This window comes from uncultured Tenacibaculum sp. (assembly GCF_947502995.1).
Taxonomy (GTDB): Bacteria; Bacteroidota; Bacteroidia; order Flavobacteriales; family Flavobacteriaceae; genus Polaribacter.
Genome location: NZ_CANNBW010000008.1, coordinates 162,543 through 188,317, shown reverse-complemented (window position 1 = coordinate 188,317; position 25,775 = coordinate 162,543). Strand labels below are relative to the sequence as shown.

Genomic DNA, 25,775 nt, shown 5'->3' with positions numbered 1-25,775 from the left:
CTTAATGTTGTTACTAACTCTACATATGCAAGATCGTTTGTAGGTGGTTCAGCAAATGATTGTAACGGTCATGGTACTCACGTAGCTGGTACAGCTGCTGCAATTAACAATAACATTGGTGTTGTTGGTGTATCTGCTGGTGCTTCTGTAGTTCCTGTAAGAGTATTTGGTTGTGGTGGATCTAGTGCTACTTCAACTATTTTAGCTGGAATTAATCACGTTGGAAGATATGATATTCCAGGTGATGTAGCTAACTTAAGTTTAGGAGGTTTCTTCGGTTCTGGATGTGGTAGTTCATCTTCTTACATCAGCGCAATTCGTGGATTAGGAAATGCTGGAACTTTTGTATCTATTGCTGCTGGTAACAGTTCTGCAAATGCAGCTAATTACGATCCTGCATGTATTAACGGTACTAATATTTATACTGTTGCATCTATGACATGTAATCGTGGTTTCTCATCTTTCTCTAATTACAACATGAATCCTATTGATGTTATTGCTACTGGATCTAGTGTAAGAAGTACATATTTAAATGGTGGTTATGCTACTTTAAGTGGTACATCTATGGCTGCTCCTCACGTAGCTGGAATCATGCACGCTAGAGGTGGTGGACCAAGAACTTCTGGATCAGTTAGTAACAGAGGTGAAAATTACCCTATTGCTGTAAGATAATCTTACAAAAGAATTGCAATACAACATAATAAAAAACCACTTGTTTATTTACAAGTGGTTTTATTTTTACTCCTCTATTTCTAAATAATGTGTTATTCGTTTTCTACTTATATAATTTAACACTATTCCTACATTAGGATCTTTAAAAACATCATTTTGCTTTAAAACAAAATGTCCGTTTTCATTTATATCTTCAATTCTCACTATTGAATTGTTAGGTATTTCTTCAGGGGTTATATCAAATTTTCTAATTAACTTCACTTTAAAACCTTTATCATATAAATACCACATAACTTCTTTTTCTAAACTTAATTCATTGTAATTCTGAAGCTTTTTTGCTATATGTAGAATATCTTCTCCTGTAATCATACTTATACAAGCATGACCACACCACTTAGAAAATAATGGCTGTTCTACCATCGGTTGTTTCCCCATAACAATTCATTTTTAAATTATACCACAACAGAAGAAAACCAAAACAAACATTTAAAAAACAGTGTTTTACCTTTCTTTTCCACTTAAAACTATATCTATATTTGAATAACTTTCTTTCCCCCGGATCTTGCATAAAGATCAGAAAGTCTCTCGTAAACCTAAGAGAGACTTTTTTTGTTTTTAAACCTTTTTAAAAAATATAATGACTGATTATAAATCTTAAAATCATTTTTTTATTTAATACGTTTATATACTAAAAAAAGTCTTTAGGAATTATCATTTGCAAAATTAGCCGTTAGCTTTGTATATATAAAACTCAATTTCAATTGTTGCATTATCTTTTTCAATGGTTGTAATATTTAATGAGTTCATCTATTATTCTAAACAAAAGAATATCATGAATAATCTTTGCTATTTTAGCAATTCAAAAAACAACAATTCGCTTTTGGATTATATTCTTAGTATTTAACTAAGCATAAATGATATAAATCCTAAAATAATTTTACAAATTGAACAATAAACAAATTAGCATATTAGGATGTGGATGGCTTGGTTTGCCTCTAGCTGAGTTTTTAATCGATAAAGGTTATACAGTAAAAGGCTCTACAACATCGCAAACAAAAGAAGAAACCCTTGCAAAACGTAATATTATTCCTTTCGTTTTCAAATTAGGTGAATCCTATAATAAAACTTTAATGAATGATTTCTTTTCTAATAGTGAAGTAATTATTATCAATTTTCCTCCTAAGCGTATTCCGAATATTTTAAATGTATATCAAGAACAAATCAAAGAAGTATTACCTTACATTAAGCCGGAACAAAAAGTAATTTTTGTAAGTTCCTCTTCTGTATACCAAAACACAAACGACTGGGTTACAGAAACTTTAATCAACAAACCTGAAAAAGAATCAGGAAAAGCCGTTTTAGCTGTTGAGCAACTTTTACAAGCACATGTAAAAAACAACCTTACAATTCTTCGTTTAGCTGGACTTATCGGATATGATAGAGCTCCTGGGCGTTTTTTAGCAAATAAAAAAGATGTTGCCAATGGGAAAGCTCCGGTTAATATAATTCACCAAGATGATTGTATAGGATTAATCAATGCTATTATTTCTGAAAATGCTTGGGGGACTATAATTAATGGTTGTGCAGACGAACATCCATTACGAGAAACTTTTTATACTTTGGCCGCTGAAAAAGAGGGATTAATTCCTCCCGAATTTAAAGTATCTGATAGTATTAAGTTTAAAAAAATATCAAACACAAAAAGCAAAACTTTACTAAAATATAACTACAAATATCCAGATCCTTTAACTCTTGTTAAATAGATAAACACTAAAACTCTCCATATACTTTTAAGTATTCTTTCACATAAAATAAAATATATGAAAATCAGTAGAATTATATAATCTTACTGATTTTTTTCATTATGATTTGAGTCATAAACCTAGTGTGTATTGCATCATAATTTTGCCAAAGTATTAATCCCATACAATGACAAAATTATCTAAGAAAATCATCGGCTTTATTATAACTGCTTTATGTTTCCTTAGCATTTATTGGATACATAGTTACTTATTCGAGACTGAACAAAATACTTTAATTATAGCTTCTTTTGGAGCTTCTGGAGTGTTAGCTTTTTCAGAACAAAAAGAAACACAATCATTCATCAAAATGTTTACAAGTTCTGTAATTGCAGCTTTTTTAGGAGTTTTCTTTAATCAGTTAGATATTACTGTAATTCTAAAAATAGCTCTAGCTATTAGTTACTTGTATATTGATAATTAATCTTTTCAATATTAATTATCCGCCAGCAGTGCAATTTCAATAATACCTATGATTTCTAATTCAGAAATAAAAGCGTTAGGATACTTATTTCTTGTCTATCCAACACTCACGGGATTAATAATAATTTATTCTTTTTCATTATTAAAAAACAAGATCAACATCACTTATTATGGCAAGTAAAAAAACAATAGAAATTGTAAAATCTACAGCTCCAATTTTAGAACAACACGGAGAAGCAATTACAAAAGTATTTTACCAATTTTTATTTACAAATCATCCTGAATTAAAAAATGTGTTTAATATGACGCATCAGCAAAAAGGAACACAACAAAAAGTATTAGCTAATGCAATTTTTCAGTACGCTGTTCACATAGACAAACTAGAAATGATGAAAAGTGCTGTACAATCTATAGCGCAAAAACACACTAGTTTAGCTATACCAAAAGAGGCTTATCCTATTGTTGGAAAATATTTACTTATAGCAATTAAAGAAGTTTTAGGAACCGCTGCAACTTCAGAAATTATAGATGCATGGAAAGAAGCTTACAATGATTTATCAGCTATTTTTATTCAACGGGAAGAAAATATTTATACAGAACGAGAACAATACATAGGCGGATATAGAAGGCTCTAAAGAATTTTTAGTAACAAAAAAAGTAAAGGAAAGTGATGTAATTACTTCTTTCTACTTGAAAAGAAAAGATGGAGAACCAGTTCCTCCTTTTATTCCCGGTCAGTACATTGCATTAACTATTGATATTCCTAACACAACTCATAAACACACTAGAAATTACAGTTTATCAGATTCAAATGAAAAAGATTATTTAAGAATTAGCATTAAAAAAGAATCAGGAATCCCAGAAGGAATAGTTTCCAATTATTTGCATGATAATATTAGTGAAGGAGACATTTTAGAATTAAGAATGCCGTCTGGAGAATTTACTTTAAAGGAAACTGAAAAACCTATAGTTTTAATTAGTGGAGGAATTGGGATAACACCTCTTATAAGTATGTTTAAAAAAGCGTCTAAAAATAAGAGTCAAAAAATCACATTTATTCAGTGTGTTTTAAATAGTGATACTCATGCTTTTTCTAAAGAAATACATGAATTATTAAATGAAAATATTACAACTAAAACTGTTTATTCTTTACCATTAACAGGAGATATTTTAGGAAAAGACTATGATTACAAAGGCTATTTAACTTCTGAGATAATTGAAGACTTAAATATTAATTCTGATAGTGAATTTTACTTTTGTGGTCCTACTCCATTCATGGCAAACACTTTATCTATATTAGAAAACCTTAATGTAAAATCAGAACATATTAATTATGAATTCTTCGGACCTGTTGAAGAGCTTTCGCTTTCAATTGTATAATTATCTATAATTAATAACAATAAAAAAAAGCCTTACTCGTTTAAGTAAGGCTTTTTGTGATTACAAATAATTACTATTTGTAATCTATTTAAAAAAACAAATATTTTAATTTTCTATTTTAGTGTGTCTACACTTTTTGTTTTTTCTGCCATAAATAAGCTGATTCTAAAGCTTGAGTTAATGGTTTTTCTGTTCCCCAGCCTAACTCTTTATTAGCCTTTGTCGTATCGGCAAATGCAGCAGTAACATCACCTTCTCTCCTAGTTACAATCTTGTAATTCAATTTTAAATTATTTGTTTTTTCAAACGCTTTAATAATTTCGATGACTGAGTTTCCTTTTCCTGTACCAATATTGAAATACTCGAAATTTTCTTTGTTCTTTTTTTCCATCAATCTTTGTAGTGCAGCAACATGAGCCTTTGCCAAATCAACCACATGGATATAATCTCGAATTGGTGTTCCGTCAGATGTATCATAATCATCACCATAAACAGATAATTGTTCTCTAATTCCTAAAGCAGTTTGAGTGATATAAGGCACTAAATTTTGAGGAACTCCTAATGGTAATTCTCCTATTTTTAAACTATCGTGTGCACCTATCGGATTAAAATAACGTAAAGCTATTGCATTTAAACCATTGGCTTTACATGTATCTCTAATAATTTCTTCTCCAATCTGTTTTGTATTTCCGTAAGGAGATTCTGCTGGTTTTATTGGTGCATTTTCAGTGATGGGTAATTCATCTGCTTGACCATACACTGTACATGAAGAACTAAAAATAAAATGATCTATATTTCTATCTCTCATTTCTTGAAGTAGGTATACCAAAGCTCCGATATTATTCTCGTAATAATCTAAAGGTTTTTGTACACTTTCTCCAACAGCTTTAAACGCAGCAAAATGGATAATTCCATCAACTTTTACATTATTGAAAAAGTTTTTCACCTCTTCTTTAACTCGTAAATCTATTTTATAATATTCTGGAGTTTTACCAGTTATTTTTCCGATGTTCTCAAGTACTTCAATTCTAGAATTTGATAAATCATCTATAATAACAACATCAAAACCTGCATTTTGAAGCTCTACAACTGTATGTGAACCAATGAATCCTAATCCACCAGTAATTAAAATTTTCTTCATTTAAATTATTTTGATGATTTAGAAATTTCTAAAAGTAAAACTCCTTTAGACTTCAATTTAAAGTTACTCCCTATTTCCAATCCATTCATCATGTTTTTCACCAATATGCTATCTTCTCCCTTTAAACTAACTTTTAAATCTGCAGTGTTTTTTCCCAAATTTACTATTGTCAATATATAACCATCTTCATTTTCTTTTTTAACTACTTTCCAAACACATCCTTTCCAATCAGTCCCGTTAGTTTCTTTTACAGATACTTTTCTATCTGTTTTAATTTCTGAAATAGCTAAATCTTTAAACTCATTCAAGCTTGTATTGTCTGCATAAATTAATTTTCCTTTACTGGCTAATAACTTTGTAGCACGTGTTTCTCCGTATTCATTTTTAGTCAAGCTTTCTTTTGAATCAACCAAAATAACTCCTCCATTATCAAGGTAACTTTGTAAAGATTTAAATTCATTATCGGTAACATACTGCGTTTTATACACTACAATAACATCCCAGTTTTTATGATCTTGTTTATTAATAATTTTCTCTGTTGCAAAACCAATATTAAATCCTTCGAAATACAATGATTCGTATAATTTCGATTGCTCAGTCATATGATGATTTTTATTAATCGCTGAGGTTTCTGAATGAAAAATTCTCAATGGTCTTCTTTGATCTCTTAAAACTAAAATTTCTTCAGAAAAACTATTTAAATCGTACATCACTTGAGAAACTTCGTTCACTACATGAGGTTGCATATTTGCTGAACCCGCATATGAACCTGCTAAAGCCGGATCGAAGAAATTTAATTCACCTTCAAGTCTATCTTCTGGAGAACCATCAGCATCTCTAGCCCAAAACCAAGACATACTTGCATCCATTCCATGTAAAGTTGCTAACCAAAAACTACTTCTGACATAATCGATATCAGTATCTAATTCTCTAAAGCCGGAAGTAGATAAAAAATGGCCTTCTGAGTTGATATGCAATTTATTTGGTGAAACTGATTCTTGAAAATCGTAAGAATGTGCTAATTCATTCCAATAAAATGCGTACTTCTTTTCCCATTTTTCTGGTTTTTTAGCTCTATAATTTCTTCCTCCAGTAATTTTTGCATCGTCTCCAATCATCGAAGTTAATTCTGTTAATGCTTCATAATCGATTCCATGAGAACGATGATCGCCGATAAACATTTTTGCCATGATTTTAATATGTGTATCAGCATCTGGATTTACGTTACGTAATTCATTCTGTAAAAAAGTAAACCATTCAATACCTCTATCCATATTATAACGACACCAATCGTACCATAATGCTGTACCACGTTGAGCTGGATCCATAGGAATATCAATAGTAACTTCATCAAAACTTTTAAAACTACTGTTCCAGTTTTTATTGAACTCTTTTAAATTACCATCGTATTTTTTTTCTAACCAAACTCTAAACTTGTTTAAAGTATACGATGAAATTGAATTCATCTCTAAATACTTTTGAGTCCAATGTCCTTTTTCAGAAAACCAATGCGGTTCGTTAGATAAAATGTAACCTAAATCAGTAACTTTTTTGCCTTTAGTTATTTCTCCTGTTTTTTTGATTACTTTACTCCAAACCTCTCTTAGCAAAGGATTATCGACATCAAAACCTGTGAATAATGATCTCCCTTTTTCTATTTCAGATTCTTGCTTTTTCATCCAATCAGGAACGCCCATATTCCAAAGTAATAAGAAACCAATATTAGTATCTGGAACTTCTGTAATGTAACTCAACAAAGTTTCGTCGAAAGTTCCATCTTCATTTAACATATATGGATTACTAGGACGATCTTTATTTACATCATATAAATGACTTCCTGTATGATAAATTGCACCTAAATGATCATTGTAAATATTTTTATCAGTTAAAGGAGCTCCTACAGTTTTAGAAAAATAATCATGAAGAAAAACAGGTCTTCCATTATTTATCAATTTATTTTTTTCTACTGTAATATTATCCCAAGCGACTTTTTGCGCAGGTTTTCTAGTTACTTTTCCATTTAAAATATTTTCTAAATCCTCAATTCCTTTATCAAGAATTTGAATCACTTTTTTCCTTTCAAAATCTGGTAAATCTTTCGCTAAAGTTTCTTTCTCCTCTTCGTATTTTTGATAATAGCCAAATAGTTTTTCAACTGCATCATAATTTTCTTGATCCCAATTTGCATACTTTAAAAATTCTTTAGAAAACCATAAAACAGTTTCTTCTCTAGCTACATCTATTGATTTTTTCCTAGCATCATCAGTTAGTTTTTCTAATATTTTAATTTTCTCTAAAGCTTCACTTTCTAACTTATTTTTAGGTGTTGTTTTACAACCAAAACATAAAATTGTGAAAGCTACTAAACTTAAAACCTTTAGTAGTTTTATTTGGTTTATTAATCTCATTATAACTTGTATTTGTTTTTTCATCATCTGAACTAAGCTTTTTCAGACTTCTTCATCAATTTTTGAATTTCTTCGATAGTTAAATTCTTTGTTTCTGGTAAGAATTTATAAAGTATTAAAAGTCCCACCGAAACAATACTTGCATAGAAAATAAAAATTGTACTTGCTCCCATATTTTGTAATTGCCAAGGGAAAAAGAACTGTACAACTGCACTTACTGTGCTTGATATTAAAGCAAATAAAGGAATCGCAACTCCTCTTAAAGAAATAGGAAATATTTCTGATAATAATACCCACATTATTGGTCCGATTGAGAAATTAAATGCAGCCACAAAACTTAAAATTCCTAATAGAATAAGTAGGGCATTAATATTTGTAGCTTCTTTTAATAATGCTCCAGAATTATCTCTTGCAGAAGTTTCTCCTAATAGTTCTTTTATGGCTTCTTTAAACTCAGTATCACTATTGTATTCTTTTCCAACTAAAACGGAAAGTTTATCGACATCTGGAATATCTTTCATTTTACTGATAGCTTCATTTGTAACTTTATAAGTAGCCTGATTGAATCCGAATGCGCAAATTCCTAAACTTAGGATAATCCATATTAATCCGCCAACAACTAGCGGTCTTCTTCCTATTTTATCAATCAATGAAAGCGATAAAATAGTTGCTAACAACCCAATAACTCCTAACCAAATTGCACTTGCGAAAGCTCCATCAGTACCTAAACCTAATTGTTCAAACATAGTTGAAGCATAAGTCATAATAGCATTGATTCCTGTTGATTGTTGAACGATAGCTAAGGTTAATGCTACGATACAAACAACTTTCATTGGTCCGCTAAAAATTTCTTTTAATTGTGAAGTAGTTGATTTATTGTTATCTGCATTAGATACACTTTCTTTCATTTCCTGAATATGAGCTTCTATTTCATTTTCAGGATATACTTTCCCTAAAGAATTTTTAGCTTCTTCTTCTCTATTCTTATAAATTAACCAAGCCGGACTTTTAGGAATTACAAATAAAAAGAAGAACCATAATACAGCAGGTAAAATTTCAATTCCTAACATCCAACGCCAACCAGTTTCATTCAGATTAATAGCTGCTACCCAACTTGCATCTGTTCCCATTTGCTGTAGAATCCAGTAATTGATAAAATATGCAGCTGAAAATCCAATTCCAATATTGATTTGTAACATTGAAACTAACTTTCCTCTTTGTTCTGGTGGGGCTATTTCTCCAACATACATAGAAGCTAACGTGATAGAACTAAAAGCTAATCCGCCTAAAAAACGAGCTAAAAATAATGTGGTGAATGATGTTGCTAAAGCCGATCCAATAGCCGAAACTATATACAATAAAGCTATCGTTTTTAATGTTGCTTTTCTTCCATATTTATTACTAGACCAAGCCGCTAATGGTAATGCAATTAATACACCTAAACCTGGACCAAAACCTATGGCACCAACTTCCCATTCGTTTAAATTAAATTCAGCTGTAATAAATTTAAATCCTCCTGAAATTAACGCCGCATCTAATCCGAAAACAAAACCACCTAAAGCAACTATTGTTGCATATATAAATACATTTCTCTTATACGATTTCATAAATCATTTTAAATAAATTTTAGTTTAAGATTATTTCTGCTGTCTTAAAAACAATAGCAGTCTTACATTATAAATTAACTTACTAATACTTCTATAAAATTTAATACGTAAAACTGCTAATTTTACATGGGGATTATAAAATTATTACCAAACAACAGGCATAAAGACTGTCATTTCTGCTTGTCCTCTATTACTCCATGCGAAATAAGGAACAAGATTCGTTTTATAAGAATTCCACTGAGGAGCTTTTACAGTTTTGTACATTGAATTTGGATTATCACTACGCAACATTAATTCGCTATTAATTGTAGTAACTCCACCTAAAAAATCTGGTTTAAACTCTGCTTCTAAAGCTTCTTTTCCATTGATGTAAACATCTAAGATATTTGTGTCTTTTGGTAAATCTGGAGATTCAACACAATATACAACCGGACCTCTTTTTACAGCAACCTGATTTCTTACCTCTTCAATACGTGGATGACCTTCTACAAAGTGAGTTTCCATTGGTAAGTTTATTGTAATTACATCTCCTGCATTCCATTCTCTGTTTAAAATAGCATAAGTACCAGAAATAATTTCTACAGTAACTTTTTCTCCATTAATTGAAATTGAAGCATTATTTACCCATTCAGGTATACGAACTAATATTTCAAATGCCTCTGTTTTGCATTCATCTATTGTTAGATTGATGCTTCCTTCCCAAGGATAATTGGTTTCTTGAGTTACTTTTATCGAAGAACCGTCAAGTAATTTTGTATCTAAAACACTACTCCCGAAAAGATTTACTACTAATCCGTTTTCAAATAAATTATATGCCCATTCTGAAACTCTAGCAATTGTACGCACTAAGTTTGGTGGACAACAAAAACATTCTAAATATGGTTTTCTTTCTGGAGTTTCTGTTACATCTTTATGTGCTTCGTAATCTCTAGTATTGTTTACCATTCGTAATGGATTTGCATAGAAATATTCTTTTCCTGATAAACTAATTCCAGAAAGTGCACTGTTGTACATTACTAACTCTATAATATCTGCATATTTAGATTCTCCTTTAACTCCTAACATTCGATAACTAAACATGGCATTACAAAGATTTGCACAAGTTTCGTTGTAGGCTGTCATATTCGGCATCATATAATCATCGATAAAACCTTCTTCGATCATATCTCTGTTCTTTGATGCACCGTAATGTGTTTGTCCAACTGCTCCAGTTACATACATTTTCTTCTGAGTAACACTTTCCCAAAGTCTGTCTAAAGCATCCAATAATGCTTGCTCACCAGTTTCAGCATACACATCCGTTGCTCCTGCATAATAATACAAAGCCAATACAGCATGTCCTACAGGTTCTGTTGCATCACGAAGTGCAGTTCGCTCTTGCACCATATCTCCGATAGGATATCCTTCTGTTGTAGAATGATGTTTAACTTCGTATTTCCCTCTATTGTTTATAAAACGTTCTGCTAATTCTAAATACTTTTTATCACCAACCGTTCTATACAATTTTACCAATCCCATAATTTGAGTTTGATTAAAACCAAAACGACCGTAATGTTTGGTTTCTGGCATAAAAATGGTGTGTAATAAATCGGCATGTTTTATAGCAATATCCAAAAAATTTCTTTTTCCCGTAATAGTATAATGTGCACAAGCACTCAACAATAAATGTCCAGTATTATACATTTCGTGATACTTTCTGTTTTCGTAACGATCTGCATCTTCTCGTAATTGAATTTGAGTTTGCAAATACCCATCTTCTTCTTGTGCCTTTCCGATGATACTGATATACTCGTCAAGTTTTTCTAAGATCTTTTCATCTTTATTATGTCCGTAAACATAAATTTGCGCTTCCATGTATTTGTAAAAATCGCCATCATGCCAATACATTCCTTTATGCTCTCCCGTTTTTTCTCCAGCAGCAATCTTAAAATTATTTAAAGCATGACCTATATCTCCGCATAATACATCTCCCATATAAGGAACCATAATATCTTCACAAAGCTTGAATTTATCTGCCCAAAAACCAGTAGTCCATTGACAATCTCCTAACTTAATTCCTTTAAACTTTGTATGAGTTGCAAATGCTTCTTTATTTGATGAAACTTGATCTTCTATACTTGTTGATTCTGTTATCATTATTGGCTATATTTTTATAAACATGTTGAATTTATCAGAGAAAACTTCAACATTATTTTTTGATTCATTTATTTAATTTTTGATAGATTTTTTACTCTTGAAATCTGAAGTTTTCTCTTCTTTCTTCCAATAGTCATCCATTCTATCAATATCGTATTTCTCATAACTCTTTTTCAACATCCATCTTGGTCGTTCTAGAGTTAATTCCCAATCGAATAACTCCTTATACATTTCACGAAACAATTCTGGGTGTTCAATAGAAACATCGTATAACTCTTTTTCATCTTCTACAATATTAAACAACATGGCTGGACGATCTGGAAATCGTATCAATTTAAAATCTCCTTTACGAATTGCTCCCCTTCCATCTTTTCTCCAAAACAAAGTTTCATGAGGTCTTTTCATATTCTCTCCTTTAATATAAGGCAGTAAACTTACTCCGTCAATATTTTTAATCTTTGATACATCACCTCCGCCAACTTCATAAAAAGTTGGTAATAAATCGAAAGTACTAATCGGATATTTATAGCTTGAATTTACTTTACTTTTCTTTGGAAGCTTTAATAGAAAAGGCACTCGAATTCCGCCTTCTAAATGATTTGATTTTGTTCCACTAAGTGGATAATTTACTGAAGCATTTTTATCCGAAGGCCCACCATTATCATTGGTAAAAACAATTAAAGTATTATCATCTAAACCTAACTCTTTTAACTTATCCATAATTCGACCACAAGCTCTATCTAAAGCTAAAGTCATTGCTGCAACTTCTTTTCGCTTTCCTTTTAATTTTGGAAACTTTTCTAAGTCTTCTTTTTTAGCATCCATAGGTGTATGCACTGCGTTGAAAGAAACAAATGCAAAGAAAGGTTTCGATTTATTTTTCTCAATAAACTTTATCGTTTCATCAGCTAAAAAATCAGTAAGATAACCGTTGTGTTCTTGATAATTTTCAAATCCTTTTTCTAACCAATTCAATTTATCTTTTGGTAACTTCTTGTATGCGAAATAATCTCTAGCACCTCCTCTAAATCCATAGAACTCGTCAAAACCTCTTTTTGTTGGGTGAAAACGATCTGCTCCACCAACATGCCATTTCCCATAGAAACCGGTTACATAACCCAAACTCTGCATGTAATCTCCCATCGTTTTTTCTTCTAAAGGCAATCCCATTTCTGCATTATCTTGAGCAGAAACTTTACTCATATATCCTGGCACATTGTTTTCTTCGTAACCAAAACGTTGTTGATACTTTCCTGTTAATAAACCAGCTCTAGACGGACCACAAGTTGGGTCTGTAACATAAGCTTGTTTAAACTGAATACTTTCTTTCGCTAACTTATCTAAACTAGGAGTCAACATTTCTTTACTTCCTTGAAATCCGAAGTCATGATATCCAGCATCGTCTGCAAAAAGTAATATGATATTAGGTTTATCTTGAGCTTTTACAGCAGTTGTTATCTGAACTGTAATTAATAAGAAAAGTATTTGTAGATGTTTTTTACTCATTATTCCGTTTTTATAAAACATACAATCACCAAATTTAGAATTTAAGCGACCATATTTATTAGTTAATTTTATCGCAACCTTATTATATTTTACCCTCTTTCACCTACTTTTTATAAATAAGCAGGTAAAATATTGTTATTAACAGGTAATATACACTTCTGACTATTGCTTCATTTTTTATTGTTTTGTTGAGGTTATCCTTAACCGTACTTACATGATTACAAAATCTTGTACAATAAACTAAAGCTCCAAACATAAAGTTGAACAATATGAAATCTAAATATTTTATTAGCTGTGATTGGGGAACTACTAATTTCAGATTACGTGTAATTGAAACAGAAACTTTATCTGTTCTCGAAGAAAAAACTTCGAATCTCGGTATTCGGGATTTATATGAATCATTTAAAACTTATTCAACAGTAACTCAGATTGATTTTTTCTCTGAACATTTAAAAGAAGAAATTTTAAAACTCTCGCAAAAATATCAAAATGAAATTATTGTAGTTGCTGGTATGGCTTCTTCTAATATTGGAATGAAAAATTTGCCTTATGCTGATTTTCCTTTTCATGTTAATGGAAACAATTTAAATGCTGAATACCTGGAAACTTCAAACGGATTAAAAATCATTTTAATTTCTGGAGTAAAAAATAATTCTGGAATGATGCGTGGTGAAGAAATTCAAGCAATTGGATTATCAGAACATTTAGATTATGTAGAAGAAGGAATTCTTTTATTACCAGGTACACACAGCAAACATATTAGTTTTTCAAATCAGTTTTACACAGATCTTAAAAACTTTATGACTGGTGAATTATTTGAAGTGATCTCTAACACCAGCATTTTAGCAAATTCTGTTATTAAAAGTCCTTGGAATTCTGAAAGAAAACAAGCTTTTAAAAATGGTGTTTCCGTAGGAATTAAAAATGAATTAGCATCAAATTTATTTAGTGTTCGAGTTAATGATGTACTTGAAAACAAGAATAAAAAAGATAATTATTACTACTTAAGCGGAATGCTTATTGGTGATGAGCTTCGTTATTTACAACATACTGACACAAAAATATTTCTAGCAGCTTCAAATCCTATTTTTGAAATGTACAGAACTGCTCTTGAAACTATTATTCCCGAAAATCAACTTGTGCTTTTAGATGATTTAGCATTAAAAAATGCGCTTTTAATAGGACAGAAAAAAATACTCACATTACATGACACAAAATAATTCATCTTTCTCTTGGGATCTATTTAATAAAGCTCCTGTAGTTGGAATCGTAAGAGGATTATCAAAAGAAATCACTCTGAATATTGCTAAAACTCTTTTAGAAGCAGAGTTCTACACACTTGAAGTTACTATGAATACAGAAGGTGCTTTAGAATTAATAAATGAATTGAATAAACAGTTTCCTAAATTGAACATCGGTGCAGGAACTGTATGTACTTTAGACGATTGTAAAAACGCTATTGAAGCTGGAGCACAGTTTATTGTTACTCCAATAATAGATGAAAATGTTATTAAACATTGTGTTTCAAAAAACATTCCTGTTTTTCCTGGAGCTTATACTCCAACAGAAATTTATAAAGCTTGGTCTTTAGGTGCTTCAGCTGTAAAAGTATTTCCGGCAACTCAATTAGGTTCGAAGTATATTAAAGATGTTTTAGCACCTCTTAATGAAGTAAAATTACTTCCTACTGGCGGAGTTTCTAAAGATAATATTACTTCATTTTTTAATGCTGGGGCTGTAGGTGTTGGTATGGGAAGTTCATTACTTCATAAAGAACATATAGCTACACAAAATTTTACTGCTTTAAAAGAGCATTTTGTAACTATTAAACAAGAAATTCAAGATTATACACAATGAATATGAATCCGAATTTAAAATATGATGTCATTATAGAATCTCCTGGAAGAATCAACCTTATTGGAGAACATGTTGATTACAGTGGAGGTCATGTTTTACCTGCATCAATTGATAAAAAAATAACACTTCGTTTCCGCAGAAATAATAGTGAAACTTGTAAAGTTTACTCTGAAAATTTTAAAAATCATTTTAAAATTAATTTGAATGATTTGAAAAGAAGTGAAATTGAATGGCATAATTATATTATTGGTGTAATTTTTCATATCAATGTTTTAAAACCAAATTCTATAAAAGGATTTGATTGTAATATTTACAGTAATCTTCCTTTAGGTTCTGGTGTAAGTTCTTCTGCCGCTTTAGAATGTGGCGTTGCTAAAGGACTAAACGAATTATTTGATATCGGACTTACTGATCTTGAAATCATTAATATTTCTAAAGATGCTGAACACACATTCGTAGGAACTAAGTGCGGAATAATGGATCAATTTGCTGTAGTAAAAGGAGCTGAAGATCATTTACTTTTATTGAACTGCGAAACACTTGAACATGAATTAATTCCTGCTGATTTTGGTGATTATCGAATTATCTTACTAAACACAAATGTTTCTCATAATTTGGCTACAAGCGAATATAATATTCGACGTGATGAATGTAGCACCGCTTTAGAAGCTATCAATAAAAAATATCCGCAATACACTTTGTTAGCACAAGTAAGTCCAGAAATTATTCAAGAATTTGAAAATATTCTTCCTCATAAAATTTTTAATCGCGCTTTGTATATCACTAAAGAAAACAGACGAACACTTTATGCTGTTGAATGTTTGAAAAACAAAGACATTATTGGTTTTGGAGAATGGGTATACAAATCGCATCGAGGTCTTACAAACTTATTTGAAGTAAGTTGTGAGGAGTTAGATTTTCTAGTTGATTATACTCACAATTTAGATTATGTAGTTGGTGCTAGAATGATGGGCGGAGGTTTTGGTGGTTGTACCATAAACATTATCCATAAAGATTATTGTGAAGAATTCATCAATATTATTTCACCAGCTTACCAAGAGAAATTCAATATTAATCTTACTCCAATTACTGTTGCTATTGGCAACGGTGTTTCAAAAATTTAATTATGGAATTTAATGCAAAGTCACACAGACGATATAACATATTAACTGGAGAATGGATTTTAGTTTCTCCGCATAGAACAAAAAGACCATGGCAAGGTAAAAAAGATAAACCTGTTGTTGTAGAAAAGGTTTCGTATGATCCTGATTGTTATTTATGTCCAGGAAATACAAGAGCAAACGGAAGTGTAAATCCTAATTATGAAAGCACATACAGTTTTGTAAATGATTATGCAGCTTTAGTTGAAAATCAAGAGCACGAAACTTATACTAATGGATTACTAAGAGCCGAAAGTGAAGAAGGAATTTGTAAAGTAATTTGTTTTTCCCCAGATCATTCTTTAACATTACCATTAATGTCTGTTTCAGCAATTACAGATGTAATTACTTTATGGCAAAAAGAATATGATGAATTGGGAAAAAAACCAAATATCAATCATGTTCAAATCTTTGAAAATAAAGGTGCAATTATGGGATGTAGTAATCCGCATCCACATGGACAAATTTGGGCTCAGTTTTCTATTCCAGAAGTGGTATTGAAAAAGCAATTTCATCAACTTCAATATTGGAACGAAAATAACAGCAGTTTACTTGCAGATTATATTCAACAAGAACTGGCATTAGATGAACGTATTATTTTAAAAAACGAACATTTTGTTGCTTTGGTTCCATATTGGGCTACATGGCCGTACGAAGTTATGATTGCTCCAATCAAACAATATCAACATATCGGACAATTAAATAAAGAAGAAAAAACAGCTTTTGCAGAAATCATAAAACAGTTAACTACTAAATACGATAATCTATTTGAAACTTCGTTTCCTTATTCTTCAGGAATACATCAAAGTCCGACAGATAAAGAACATCCAGAATGGCATTTTCATATGTCTTTTTATCCGCCATTATTAAGATCAGCAGAAGTGAAAAAATTTATGGTTGGTTACGAAATGTTTGCTAATGCACAACGAGATATTACGGCAGAACAAGCTGCTGATACTTTAAAAAAACTAGATCTTAAACATTATAGTCTTGTATAAATTGTAATGAAAAGTAACGTCACTTTAAAAGACATCGCGAAACTTTTAAACGTTTCTACTTCAACAGTTTCTAAAGCTTTAAACAACAGCTATGAAATTAGTGAAGAAACTACAAAAAAAGTAAAAGAATTAGCTTCGAACTTAAACTACATTCCCAATGATGTAGCTCGAAGTTTAAAATCTAATGTTACGAAAAGAATTGGTGTAATTGTTCCTAATGTATTAGATGATTTTTTTGCTAAAATTATTCACGCTATTGAACGTGAAGCTAATCGGTTCAATTATAAACTTATTATTTGTTTATCGAATGATATACTTAATAAAGAAGCTGATTCTGTTTCATTTTTACTCAATGGAAGTGTAGATGGTATTCTAATTTCTCTTGCGGAAGAAACTCAAAATAAAAACAACTTTACACATTTTAAAAACTTAACGCGTCGTAATTTTCCTTTGGTAATGTTCGATCGTGTTTCTGAAGAAATTAACTGTGATAAAGTAACTGTTAATGACTTTGAAGCTACCTATGATGCTGTAAAATATTTAATTCAAAGAAACCGAAAACATATAGCTTTCTTATCTACAATTACTACTACTAGTGTTGGTGAATTAAGAACCCAAGGATATTGTAAAGCGTTAGAAGACGAACTTTTTGCAACTCCTAATTTGATAAATATTACAGATTACAACGAGTTTGAAAGTAAGTTAACAACAGCTTTACAACAACATAAAATTGATGCTTTAATTACTGCTGATCAACTTTCCGCAATTTGTGCTATTAATATTATTCAGAAAAAAGGACTTCATGTTCCTAATGATATTTCAGTTATTGGTTTTACTGATGGTTCTATTCCTAAATACACATTGCCTTCGCTAACTACAATTAATCAGAAACCCGAAGAAATGGGAAAATTAGCTTTCAAAACTTTAATGAAACGTATTCAGAATAAAAATCTAGAAATGAAAAATTTAGTTATTAAAACAGAATTAGTAAAAAGAGCATCAACCAACTAATTATGAATACGTACATTTTAAAGAACAAAAATAATCTTGAATTGGAGATTAGTACGCTAGGTGCAACAATTCTAAGTCTAAAAGTTCCAGATAAAAACAACAAACTTGTTAATGTCGTAGTGGGACTTCATTCTAGTGATGATTACAATGCTGAACATTATTTACAAAACTATCTTTATTTAGGTACAACTGTTGGCAGATATGCTGGTCGAATATCTAAATCTGAACTTCATTTCGAAACTGGGAAATACCCAATTCATACTATAGATGGTGTGCATTTACATGGTGGAAAAAATGGTTTTGACAAGAAAATTTGGCAAGTAAAAAACATTACAAATAGTGAAAATTCTTCAATAACATTATCGTATTTAAGTAAACACTTGGAAGAAGGTTATTCAGGTAATTTGAATGTTACAGTTACTTATACTCTTACAGAAAACAATGAACTTAAGATTATTTATGCTGCAACTACAGATCAAACTACGCATGTAAATCTTACCAATCATGCTTATTTTAATTTGAATGGAGAACAATCTATTTTAGATCACGAATTATTTATTGACAGTGATTTCTATTTAGATGTTGATGATCAATTAATTCCTTCAGGAAGAAAAAATCCTGTTAAAGAAACTTGCTATGATTTTACCAAAAAATCTAAAATTGGAAGTACTAATTTTCAAGGTTTGGATGATACTTTTATTTTGAATAAAAATCATCGTAACGCAGAAATAAGTTCTGAAACATCTGGAATTTGCATGGAAGTTTTCACTAATCAACCTGCAATTGTGGTGTACACTCCAAAAAGATTTGACGGATTAACTTTCAAAGAAAATGCTATTTACGGCGATTTTCCAGCAATTTGTTTTGAAACTCAACATTATCCAGATACTCCTAATAATCCTAACTTCCCTTCTACTCTATTACAGCCTGATGAGGTTTACAGGAATGAAACTACTTTTAAATTTTCAGTTTTAAAATAGTTCTTACAGTTTCGTTTTAAGTTCATCTAAAAATCTCATGTATTGTGGATTTTCAGGATGTGCTTTTATCAATTTTTCAATTATAGTTTTAGCCTTTTTGTACTTTTCTTTTGTGTAAAATTGATATGCTAACGCATACAATAAACTCTCGTTATTCTTATCAATTTTTAAACCTTTATAAAGTATTTTTTCAGCATTTACTGCATCTCCTTTTTTATCGTACAACAAACTTAAATTATAGTAAACACGTATATTTTCAGGCATTTTAACTTGTGCTTTTTTTAAAGCTACAATTGCTTCATCTGTTCTATTTTGCTCAGCCAATAATAACGCCAATGAATAATACACTGGTCCGAAATCTGGTTCTAAAGCAATCACCTTTTTAAATAAACTTTCAGCTTTGCTAAAATCTCTATTTTGATAATATAAGTTTGCTAAAGTTAAGCGTAAACTGTTATTCAATTCATCAATTTTAAGCGCATCAACATAACCTTGAATTCCTTTTTGAAGCTCTCCTTTTTTAAGGTAATAATTTGCTTTTTTAACTCTTCCTCCTACAAAATCGGAATTTGTATTTATATGTTTCCAAAACTCTTTTTCAACCTTATCATAATCTGTTTTATATGCTTCAGGAATTTGACTTTTTGGAAAACTACTTAATCCATAAAAAGCTTTAATCCGAACACTTCTCTTCGGATCTTTTAACAGCGGAAAGAAATAAGAACTATAATTTTGATTGTTGATTTCACTCAACACATCTACACTTACCGCTCTTACTAAAGGAGAATCGTCGTTTAATAAATCGATATATTCTTTTACAAAAACAGTTGTATTGTAATTTGATAATGCTTTTGCTGCTGAAGCTCTTACTATTTCTGGATACTTATCATCTTTTACCAGTGATAATAACTCTATATGACCATTAGGAATTCCTTTAATTCCTGGAATCAATTTTTCAGAAAAATGGATAGAATCTACTTCTCCATATAACTTTTTAAATGAGTTCCACGCCCACTGATTGTCTTTATCATTATGACAATTAGTACAGGCATTTGGTGTATTATATTTTAAACTTAAATCTGGTCTTGGAACTCTTAAACTATGATCTCTTCTAAAATCATTTCCCATATAATATTTCCCTGGCATATGACAATTCACACATTTAGCTCCTTCTGAATTTTCTGGATGTGCATGATGTTCTGTAGTATTATATTTTTGAGAATCATGACACTGAGCACATAATTTATTTCCTTCGAATTTCAATTCTAACGAATGCGCATTATGACAGTTCGTACAAGTAATATTATTCTGATACATTTTACTTTGAACAAACGAACCATACACATACACTTCATCTAAAATTTGTCCGTCCGCATGATAACGACCTTCTTCTATTAGTTGAGGAAAATAATGATCTAACATTGTTCCTTTGTAATCGTAAGCTTCAGAGAATTGTTCTCTTCTCATATGACAACGTGCACATTGATCAACTAATTCTTTCGGAGAAGTTTCAGAAGTCATAAAAAAAGTGCCTGTTGCTTTATAATTTTCACCTAAATCAACTACATCATTTACATGTTGTTTTCCCGGTCCGTGACAAGCCTCACAACTCACATTAATTAAAGAATATTGTGTATTGTAACTATCTGTTTCTTGTGTATAGTTTTTTCTAACATTTGTAGAGTGACAATCGGCACACATCGTATTCCAATTTAATCCACCTCTAGACCAATGCAACCATTCTGAATGTACGACTTTAAAATCTGGATACAAATCGAACCATTTTTCTTCTTTACAATCCCAAGCAGTTCGTAAACATTGAAAACGTCCGTTTGGAAATTTCACGATATACTGTTGCAACGGAAAAACACCAAATGTATATTCTATTTTATAATCATGATAATTTCCATCTGGTCCTTCTGTATTTACATAAAAATCCTTTCCTAGTTTGAAAAATCTTGATTTTACACCTTGACTTACAAAAATCGTATCATTAAAATTCCCTAAAACAGTTAGACTGTCTGCAATTTGCATTGCTTTATCATGATGAGAACCTTTCCATTCTTTAAATTCTTCTTGATGACATTCTTTACATTTTTTATCTCCAAGGAATAAATCGTCTGTTATTTTATCATATGGATATTCTTTTGTTACCGAAGCAACACTTTTATATGCATTCTTTTCTTTACAAGAAAGAATAATACAAGAGCAAACTACCCATAAAAAAATGTACTGAATTAACTTCACCTGATATTTTGTTTTACAAACACAAATGTATCACAAAACAAACAAGTCAATTTCTTCTAATTTATCTTTGATCAGTGAAATTCTATTCAAATACGGTTAAAAAAAAGTAATTATGAGATAAGAACTACTTATTCTTTAAACATATTATTTCATTATTTAGACGGTCAAACAAACTGAATGTGATGCTGATGATAAAATTATTTATGAATACACGAGTATTAAAAACTACAATGTTCGCCCTACTGCTATGTTTAGCAAGTTGTACTAAGAATAAAAAGAAAGCAAAAGAAAATATAAAACAACTTTCAATTTCAGAAAAACCAACTAAAAATAGACCCAATATTTTAGTGCTTTTATGTGATGATTTAGGTTATGCCGATGTAGGTTTTAATGGAGCAAAAGACATTAAAACACCTGCTTTAGATAAACTTGCAGCCAATGGAACAATCTTCACTTCTGCTTATGTTGCTCATCCGTTTTGTGGTCCGAGCAGAACTAGTATTATGACAGGAAGATATGCTCATAAAATAGGTGGACAATTTAATCTTCCTAGAGCTCATGAAAATGCTGGTTTAGGTGTAACTACACAAGAAGAGTTTATTAGTAAAACATTACAAAAATCGGGTTATTACACTGGTGCTGTTGGAAAATGGCATTTAGGAACTGTTCAAAAATATCATCCAAATAGTAGAGGTTTTGATGATTTTTATGGTTTCTTAGGTGGGGGACATAATTATTTCCCTGAACAATTTAAAGCTGAATACGAAAAACAAAAAGCTAACGGAAATACGAAAATTAGAGATTATATTACTCCGCTTCAATTTAATGGAAAAGAAGTAGATGAAAACGAATATATTACTGATGCACTTTCTAGAGAAGCTATCAATTTTATTAATAGAGCTCATAAAAAAGAAGATCCGTTTTTTCTTTATGTTTCTTATAATGCTCCGCATACTCCATTAGAAGCTAAAGAAGAAGATTTAGCACTTTATACACATATCAAAGACAAAAAAAGGAGAACTTATGCAGGTATGGTTCATGCTGTAGATCGTGGTGTTACCAATATTGTAGAAACACTTAGAAAGAACAAACAGTTAGACAATACACTAATCGTTTTCTTTAGTGACAATGGTGGTAAACTTAGTAAAGGAGCGACTAATTTTCCTTTAAAAGAAGGTAAAGGAAGTACTAATGAAGGTGGTTATAGAGTTCCCATGTTTTTTCACTGGCCTAATATTGTTCCTTCTGGACAAAAATTTGAACATCCAATTTCTGCTCTTGACTTATATCCTACATTCACTTTCTTAGCTAAAGCGGAATTACCAACTAATAAAATTCTTGATGGTAAAAATATTTGGAATGATTTCTTAGATGGAAAAAACGCTTATGAAAATGAAAATATTTATGCTCTACGACATCGAATTGAATTTGAAAATCATACTGATGTAGGAGTTCGTAAAAACCAATGGAAAGCTTTAAGAACACATAATAATAGTTGGACTTTATATGATATTAATAAAGATCCTGGGGAACAAAATGATTTGAGTAATAAACACCCTAAAATACTACAAGATTTAGTTAAAGAAACTGAAGAATGGAGTGCTACAAATAAAAAACCATTATGGTTTCATAACGAACGAACAGCTACACAATGGAAAAAAAATAAAATGCCTCATTTTAATCAAACTTTTAAACTTAACTAAGTATGTCTAGAAAAATAAAATCCATTTTACTTACACAATTAATTATCATAGTTAATTTTTCATTTGGACAAACTTCGTCAGAAAAAGCTTCAGTTAAAAATATTAAAAATTATAACAATTGGAAATGGGACAAAACTTTTGTCGCGAAAAATAAATTTATAAGTGTTGCTGTGGTTCCTGACGCAGCCGGTAGAGTTTTAGAATATAATTTAGGTGATGTTCCATCACTCTGGATTAATCCGAAATTATTTGGAAAATCGTTCTCTAACGATGAGCATGTAAAAATGAAAGATTGGAGAAATTTTGGTGGTTACAGACTTGTTCCTATTCCTGTTAAAAATTGTGCTGTAAATAAAAACGGGAAAAAAGTGAAGAGATGGCCACCACCAGTAAGTATTGGTGACGCTCCTTATCAAGCTGAAATTATCAGAAAAGATGATTTTACATCTATAAAAGTGACTTCAGGAGTTCAGAATTTGCCAGTTCCTAAATTTGACTACAAATCAAAAAGTTTTTCAACACCTGAGAAGATTGAAGAACAATTTCAATACAGTCGTTCTTTACATATTGAAGATAATAGTAGTTTAGTTTTTATAGATCATACATTAACCAACAAAGGAACAAACACTATTCAAAGAGGATTAAAAATCTCTAGTCAACATGTTTCAAGAAGTAAACCTGAGCTCGAAGACGGAGAAAATTTTGTCGCTCATATTCCCTTCAGTAAAGAGTTCAAACTTCCTGATGGAAAACAATTTCATATTAGCGTCACTCCAGAATCAAGATGGAGGTATATCAATAGAAATAGAATGACGTTAGATAAAAACAATCCTGAACATGTTAAAAAATATTTCAATCACGGAACAAATTGGACAGGTGAAGTTTCTCCTGGAATCTACGAAACACATTATGATTACTATTTAATGGGTGGTATAGAAATGATTTCTTCTAAATCTTGGCTTAGTTATGTGAACAAAACTAACAATACTGCATTTGTAAAAATGTTTGAACCATATGACCCGAAACTTACTTATGAAGATGGCGCTAATAGTGTGATATTTCATAGTGGTTTAGAAGATGGGTATTTAGAAACAGAAGTTAAAACTCCTATTTATACCTTAAAACCAAACGAAAGTTTTAACTACAAAGAAGTACATGGTGCTGCAAAAATAAAGTCGACTCCAATACTAGATGTAAATCAATCAGGAATTATTACTAAAAAATTGACTTTAGATAAAAAAACAAGAATTATTACTGGCGAATACGGAATTTTTAAAGCAGGGAAAGCTATATTACGAACTATTGATAAAACTGGGAGGTTTGAAGATACTTCCATTGATAATGTAGACCCTTTGCATCCGTTTTCTTTAAAACAAAAATTAAAGTCAAACACTATAAAATCTATTGAGTTATTGATTAAAAACTCAAAAAATAAGTATTATAAACTAGATACTTTATCCTTATAATTCGTTTTTAATTCACTTATAATTTTGGCTTTCATGTTGATTTTTATCAGTATGAAAGCTTTTTTTTAAAGTTTATTGCTGCAAATCATAACTAAAAACATTTGATCAACATCGATAACTTCTCCTCTAAAAAAACCAAAATCTAATTATTTACGATATACGCATAATTAAAGCTATAAAATTGTTTTTTTCATGATTTATCACTCTTTTTAATTGTATTTTGTAAATTTGAGAAATCATATTTTTATAAAGAACCAATAATTTGTCTTAACCTAAAATATTTAATTAAGACAAGATTTAATATTGAATTAAAATGAAGTTAGTGCTAAAACATCCTGAAGAAGTAATCAATAAAAGATTGACGGTTAATAATAAAAAAACCCCTTGTTTAGATTCTTCTTGGCACTATCATGCTCAATACGAACTTATTTATATTTCAGTAAGTCATGGTATTCGATTTGTTGGCGATAGCGTTTCTCAATTCTCGCCAGGTGATTTAGTATTAGTTGGTCCTTATTTACCACATTTATGGCTTAACAAACCTTCTGATGACAAAGAGATTAATAATGAAAAAGTAAATACTATAATTTTAAAATTTACTGAAGATTTTATAGGAAAAGATACATTTGATAATCCTGAGTTTTTCAAAATCAAAAAGATGTTTGAGCAATCTAAATACGGAATAAGCTTTGGAAATAACGTAAGTCATAAATTACATCAAGAATTAATGAACTTCAAAAAGTTATCTTCAACAGAACAATCTATAAGATTGTTAAGCATTTTAAATGACTTGTCTCTAACTAAAGATAAAGAAATATTATCTTCAACAGACATGAGGCAATATACGTCTGAAAACTCTGATAAAATCGACACTGTATTAAAATACATATCAGACAATTACGCAAACAATATTAGTTTAGAAGATGTTTCTAACATTGCTTGTATGACTACAAATTCTTTTTGTCGTTTCTTTAAAAAGACAACAAATAAATCTTTTACTCAGTTTTTAAATGAAGTTAGAATTCGTAACGCTTCTCGTTACCTTGTTCAAAATAACTTATCTGTATCTGAAGTTTCTTATTTAGTAGGATACAACTCTATAACTAACTTTAACAAACAGTTTAAACAAATTATGGGAAGTACTCCTAAAAGTTATAGAGAAGCTATTTAAAAATCAAAAAATAGACAACACTCATTATTTTTTCGACATTATCTTTTTTACCACACCCTAATTACTAATTACATAAAATTCACGTGTATTTTTTATGTTTTATCTATTCA

Annotated in this window: 21 protein-coding genes; 14 read left to right on the top strand and 7 right to left on the bottom strand. The window is 30.4% G+C overall.

Features of this window, described 5'->3' with window-relative positions; genetic code table 11:
- On the top strand, positions 1 to 672 hold a 672-nt coding region (locus Q1A46_RS08470; protein ID WP_299676641.1), incomplete at its 5' end, for a S8 family serine peptidase.
- A 66-nt stretch (positions 673 to 738) separates the two neighbouring features.
- On the opposite strand, the gene Q1A46_RS08465 is transcribed toward Q1A46_RS08470, so the two are convergent.
- A complete protein-coding gene (locus Q1A46_RS08465; protein WP_299676639.1) occupies positions 739 to 1,107 on the bottom strand; it encodes a hypothetical protein in 369 nt (122 codons plus the stop codon).
- 509 nt (positions 1,108 to 1,616) lie between these two features.
- Between Q1A46_RS08465 and Q1A46_RS08460 the strand changes: the two genes are divergently transcribed.
- The 4 genes from Q1A46_RS08460 to Q1A46_RS08445 all read left to right on the top strand — a co-directional run bounded on the left by Q1A46_RS08460 (position 1,617) and on the right by Q1A46_RS08445 (position 4,274).
- The gene (locus Q1A46_RS08460) at positions 1,617 to 2,435 is read left to right on the top strand and encodes an NAD(P)-binding domain-containing protein (RefSeq protein ID WP_299676637.1); all 819 of its coding nucleotides are present in this window, start codon (positions 1,617 to 1,619) and stop codon (positions 2,433 to 2,435) included.
- Positions 2,436 to 2,601: 166 nt separating this feature from the next.
- On the top strand, positions 2,602 to 2,895 hold the full coding sequence (locus Q1A46_RS08455; protein ID WP_299676635.1) for a hypothetical protein: 294 nt from the start codon (positions 2,602 to 2,604) through the stop codon (positions 2,893 to 2,895).
- A gap of 169 nt (positions 2,896 to 3,064) precedes the next feature.
- Positions 3,065 to 3,529: a globin domain-containing protein gene (locus Q1A46_RS08450; RefSeq protein ID WP_299676633.1), complete on the top strand. Its 465-nt coding sequence runs from the start codon at positions 3,065 to 3,067 to the stop codon at positions 3,527 to 3,529.
- The gene (locus Q1A46_RS08445; protein WP_299676647.1) at positions 3,516 to 4,274 is read left to right on the top strand and encodes an FAD-binding oxidoreductase; all 759 of its coding nucleotides are present in this window, start codon (positions 3,516 to 3,518) and stop codon (positions 4,272 to 4,274) included. Before Q1A46_RS08450 ends, Q1A46_RS08445 begins: the two co-directional genes overlap by 14 nt.
- Positions 4,275 to 4,401: 127 nt before the next feature.
- Here Q1A46_RS08445 and galE read toward each other — a convergent pair whose 3' ends face one another.
- The 5 genes from galE to Q1A46_RS08420 form a co-directional block, all read right to left on the bottom strand.
- A complete protein-coding gene (gene galE, locus Q1A46_RS08440; RefSeq protein ID WP_299676632.1) occupies positions 4,402 to 5,415 on the bottom strand; it encodes a UDP-glucose 4-epimerase GalE in 1,014 nt (337 codons plus the stop codon).
- A 5-nt stretch (positions 5,416 to 5,420) separates the two neighbouring features.
- Positions 5,421 to 7,823: a hypothetical protein gene (locus Q1A46_RS08435; RefSeq protein WP_299676631.1), complete on the bottom strand. Its 2,403-nt coding sequence runs from the start codon at positions 7,821 to 7,823 to the stop codon at positions 5,421 to 5,423.
- Between the two features lie 32 nt (positions 7,824 to 7,855).
- A complete protein-coding gene (locus Q1A46_RS08430; protein WP_299676630.1) occupies positions 7,856 to 9,430 on the bottom strand; it encodes an MFS transporter in 1,575 nt (524 codons plus the stop codon).
- 144 nt (positions 9,431 to 9,574) lie between these two features.
- Positions 9,575 to 11,566: a glycoside hydrolase family 127 protein gene (locus Q1A46_RS08425; RefSeq protein WP_299676628.1), complete on the bottom strand. Its 1,992-nt coding sequence runs from the start codon at positions 11,564 to 11,566 to the stop codon at positions 9,575 to 9,577.
- Between the two features lie 72 nt (positions 11,567 to 11,638).
- Positions 11,639 to 13,072 carry a sulfatase-like hydrolase/transferase gene (locus tag Q1A46_RS08420; RefSeq protein WP_299676626.1) on the bottom strand — a complete coding sequence of 478 codons (1,434 nt, stop codon included), beginning with the start codon at positions 13,070 to 13,072 and terminating at the stop codon, positions 11,639 to 11,641.
- A 269-nt stretch (positions 13,073 to 13,341) separates the two neighbouring features.
- Between Q1A46_RS08420 and Q1A46_RS08415 the strand changes: the two genes are divergently transcribed.
- From Q1A46_RS08415 to Q1A46_RS08390, 6 genes are read left to right on the top strand one after another with little or no spacing between them, the layout of a single operon-like run.
- A complete protein-coding gene (locus tag Q1A46_RS08415; protein ID WP_299676623.1) occupies positions 13,342 to 14,292 on the top strand; it encodes a 2-dehydro-3-deoxygalactonokinase in 951 nt (316 codons plus the stop codon).
- Positions 14,279 to 14,929 carry a bifunctional 4-hydroxy-2-oxoglutarate aldolase/2-dehydro-3-deoxy-phosphogluconate aldolase gene (locus Q1A46_RS08410; protein WP_299676620.1) on the top strand — a complete coding sequence of 217 codons (651 nt, stop codon included), beginning with the start codon at positions 14,279 to 14,281 and terminating at the stop codon, positions 14,927 to 14,929. The genes Q1A46_RS08415 and Q1A46_RS08410 overlap by 14 nt, the downstream gene beginning before the upstream one ends.
- Positions 14,930 to 14,931: 2 nt before the next feature.
- The gene (gene galK / locus Q1A46_RS08405) at positions 14,932 to 16,053 is read left to right on the top strand and encodes a galactokinase (RefSeq protein ID WP_299676617.1); all 1,122 of its coding nucleotides are present in this window, start codon (positions 14,932 to 14,934) and stop codon (positions 16,051 to 16,053) included.
- Positions 16,054 to 16,055: 2 nt separating this feature from the next.
- The gene (locus Q1A46_RS08400; RefSeq protein WP_299676614.1) at positions 16,056 to 17,087 is read left to right on the top strand and encodes a UDP-glucose--hexose-1-phosphate uridylyltransferase; all 1,032 of its coding nucleotides are present in this window, start codon (positions 16,056 to 16,058) and stop codon (positions 17,085 to 17,087) included.
- A 6-nt stretch (positions 17,088 to 17,093) separates the two neighbouring features.
- Entirely contained in the window at positions 17,094 to 18,098 is a 1,005-nt protein-coding gene (locus tag Q1A46_RS08395) for a LacI family DNA-binding transcriptional regulator (protein WP_299676611.1), read from the top strand.
- 2 nt (positions 18,099 to 18,100) lie between these two features.
- A complete protein-coding gene (locus Q1A46_RS08390; protein ID WP_299676608.1) occupies positions 18,101 to 19,078 on the top strand; it encodes an aldose epimerase family protein in 978 nt (325 codons plus the stop codon).
- Positions 19,079 to 19,081: 3 nt separating this feature from the next.
- Here the strand turns inward: Q1A46_RS08390 and Q1A46_RS08385 are convergent, their stop codons facing one another.
- Positions 19,082 to 21,325: a tetratricopeptide repeat protein gene (locus Q1A46_RS08385; RefSeq protein WP_299676606.1), complete on the bottom strand. Its 2,244-nt coding sequence runs from the start codon at positions 21,323 to 21,325 to the stop codon at positions 19,082 to 19,084.
- Positions 21,326 to 21,513: 188 nt separating this feature from the next.
- Between Q1A46_RS08385 and Q1A46_RS08380 the strand changes: the two genes are divergently transcribed.
- The 3 genes from Q1A46_RS08380 to Q1A46_RS08370 all read left to right on the top strand — a co-directional run bounded on the left by Q1A46_RS08380 (position 21,514) and on the right by Q1A46_RS08370 (position 25,665).
- Positions 21,514 to 23,028, top strand: coding sequence for a sulfatase (locus tag Q1A46_RS08380; protein WP_299676604.1), 1,515 nt, complete (start codon positions 21,514 to 21,516; stop codon positions 23,026 to 23,028).
- A gap of 2 nt (positions 23,029 to 23,030) precedes the next feature.
- Positions 23,031 to 24,494: a hypothetical protein gene (locus tag Q1A46_RS08375; protein ID WP_299676602.1), complete on the top strand. Its 1,464-nt coding sequence runs from the start codon at positions 23,031 to 23,033 to the stop codon at positions 24,492 to 24,494.
- Between the two features lie 313 nt (positions 24,495 to 24,807).
- Positions 24,808 to 25,665 (top strand): AraC family transcriptional regulator, encoded by an 858-nt coding sequence (locus Q1A46_RS08370; protein ID WP_299676599.1) that lies wholly within the window; start codon positions 24,808 to 24,810, stop codon positions 25,663 to 25,665.
- Positions 25,666 to 25,775 lie beyond the last annotated feature (110 nt).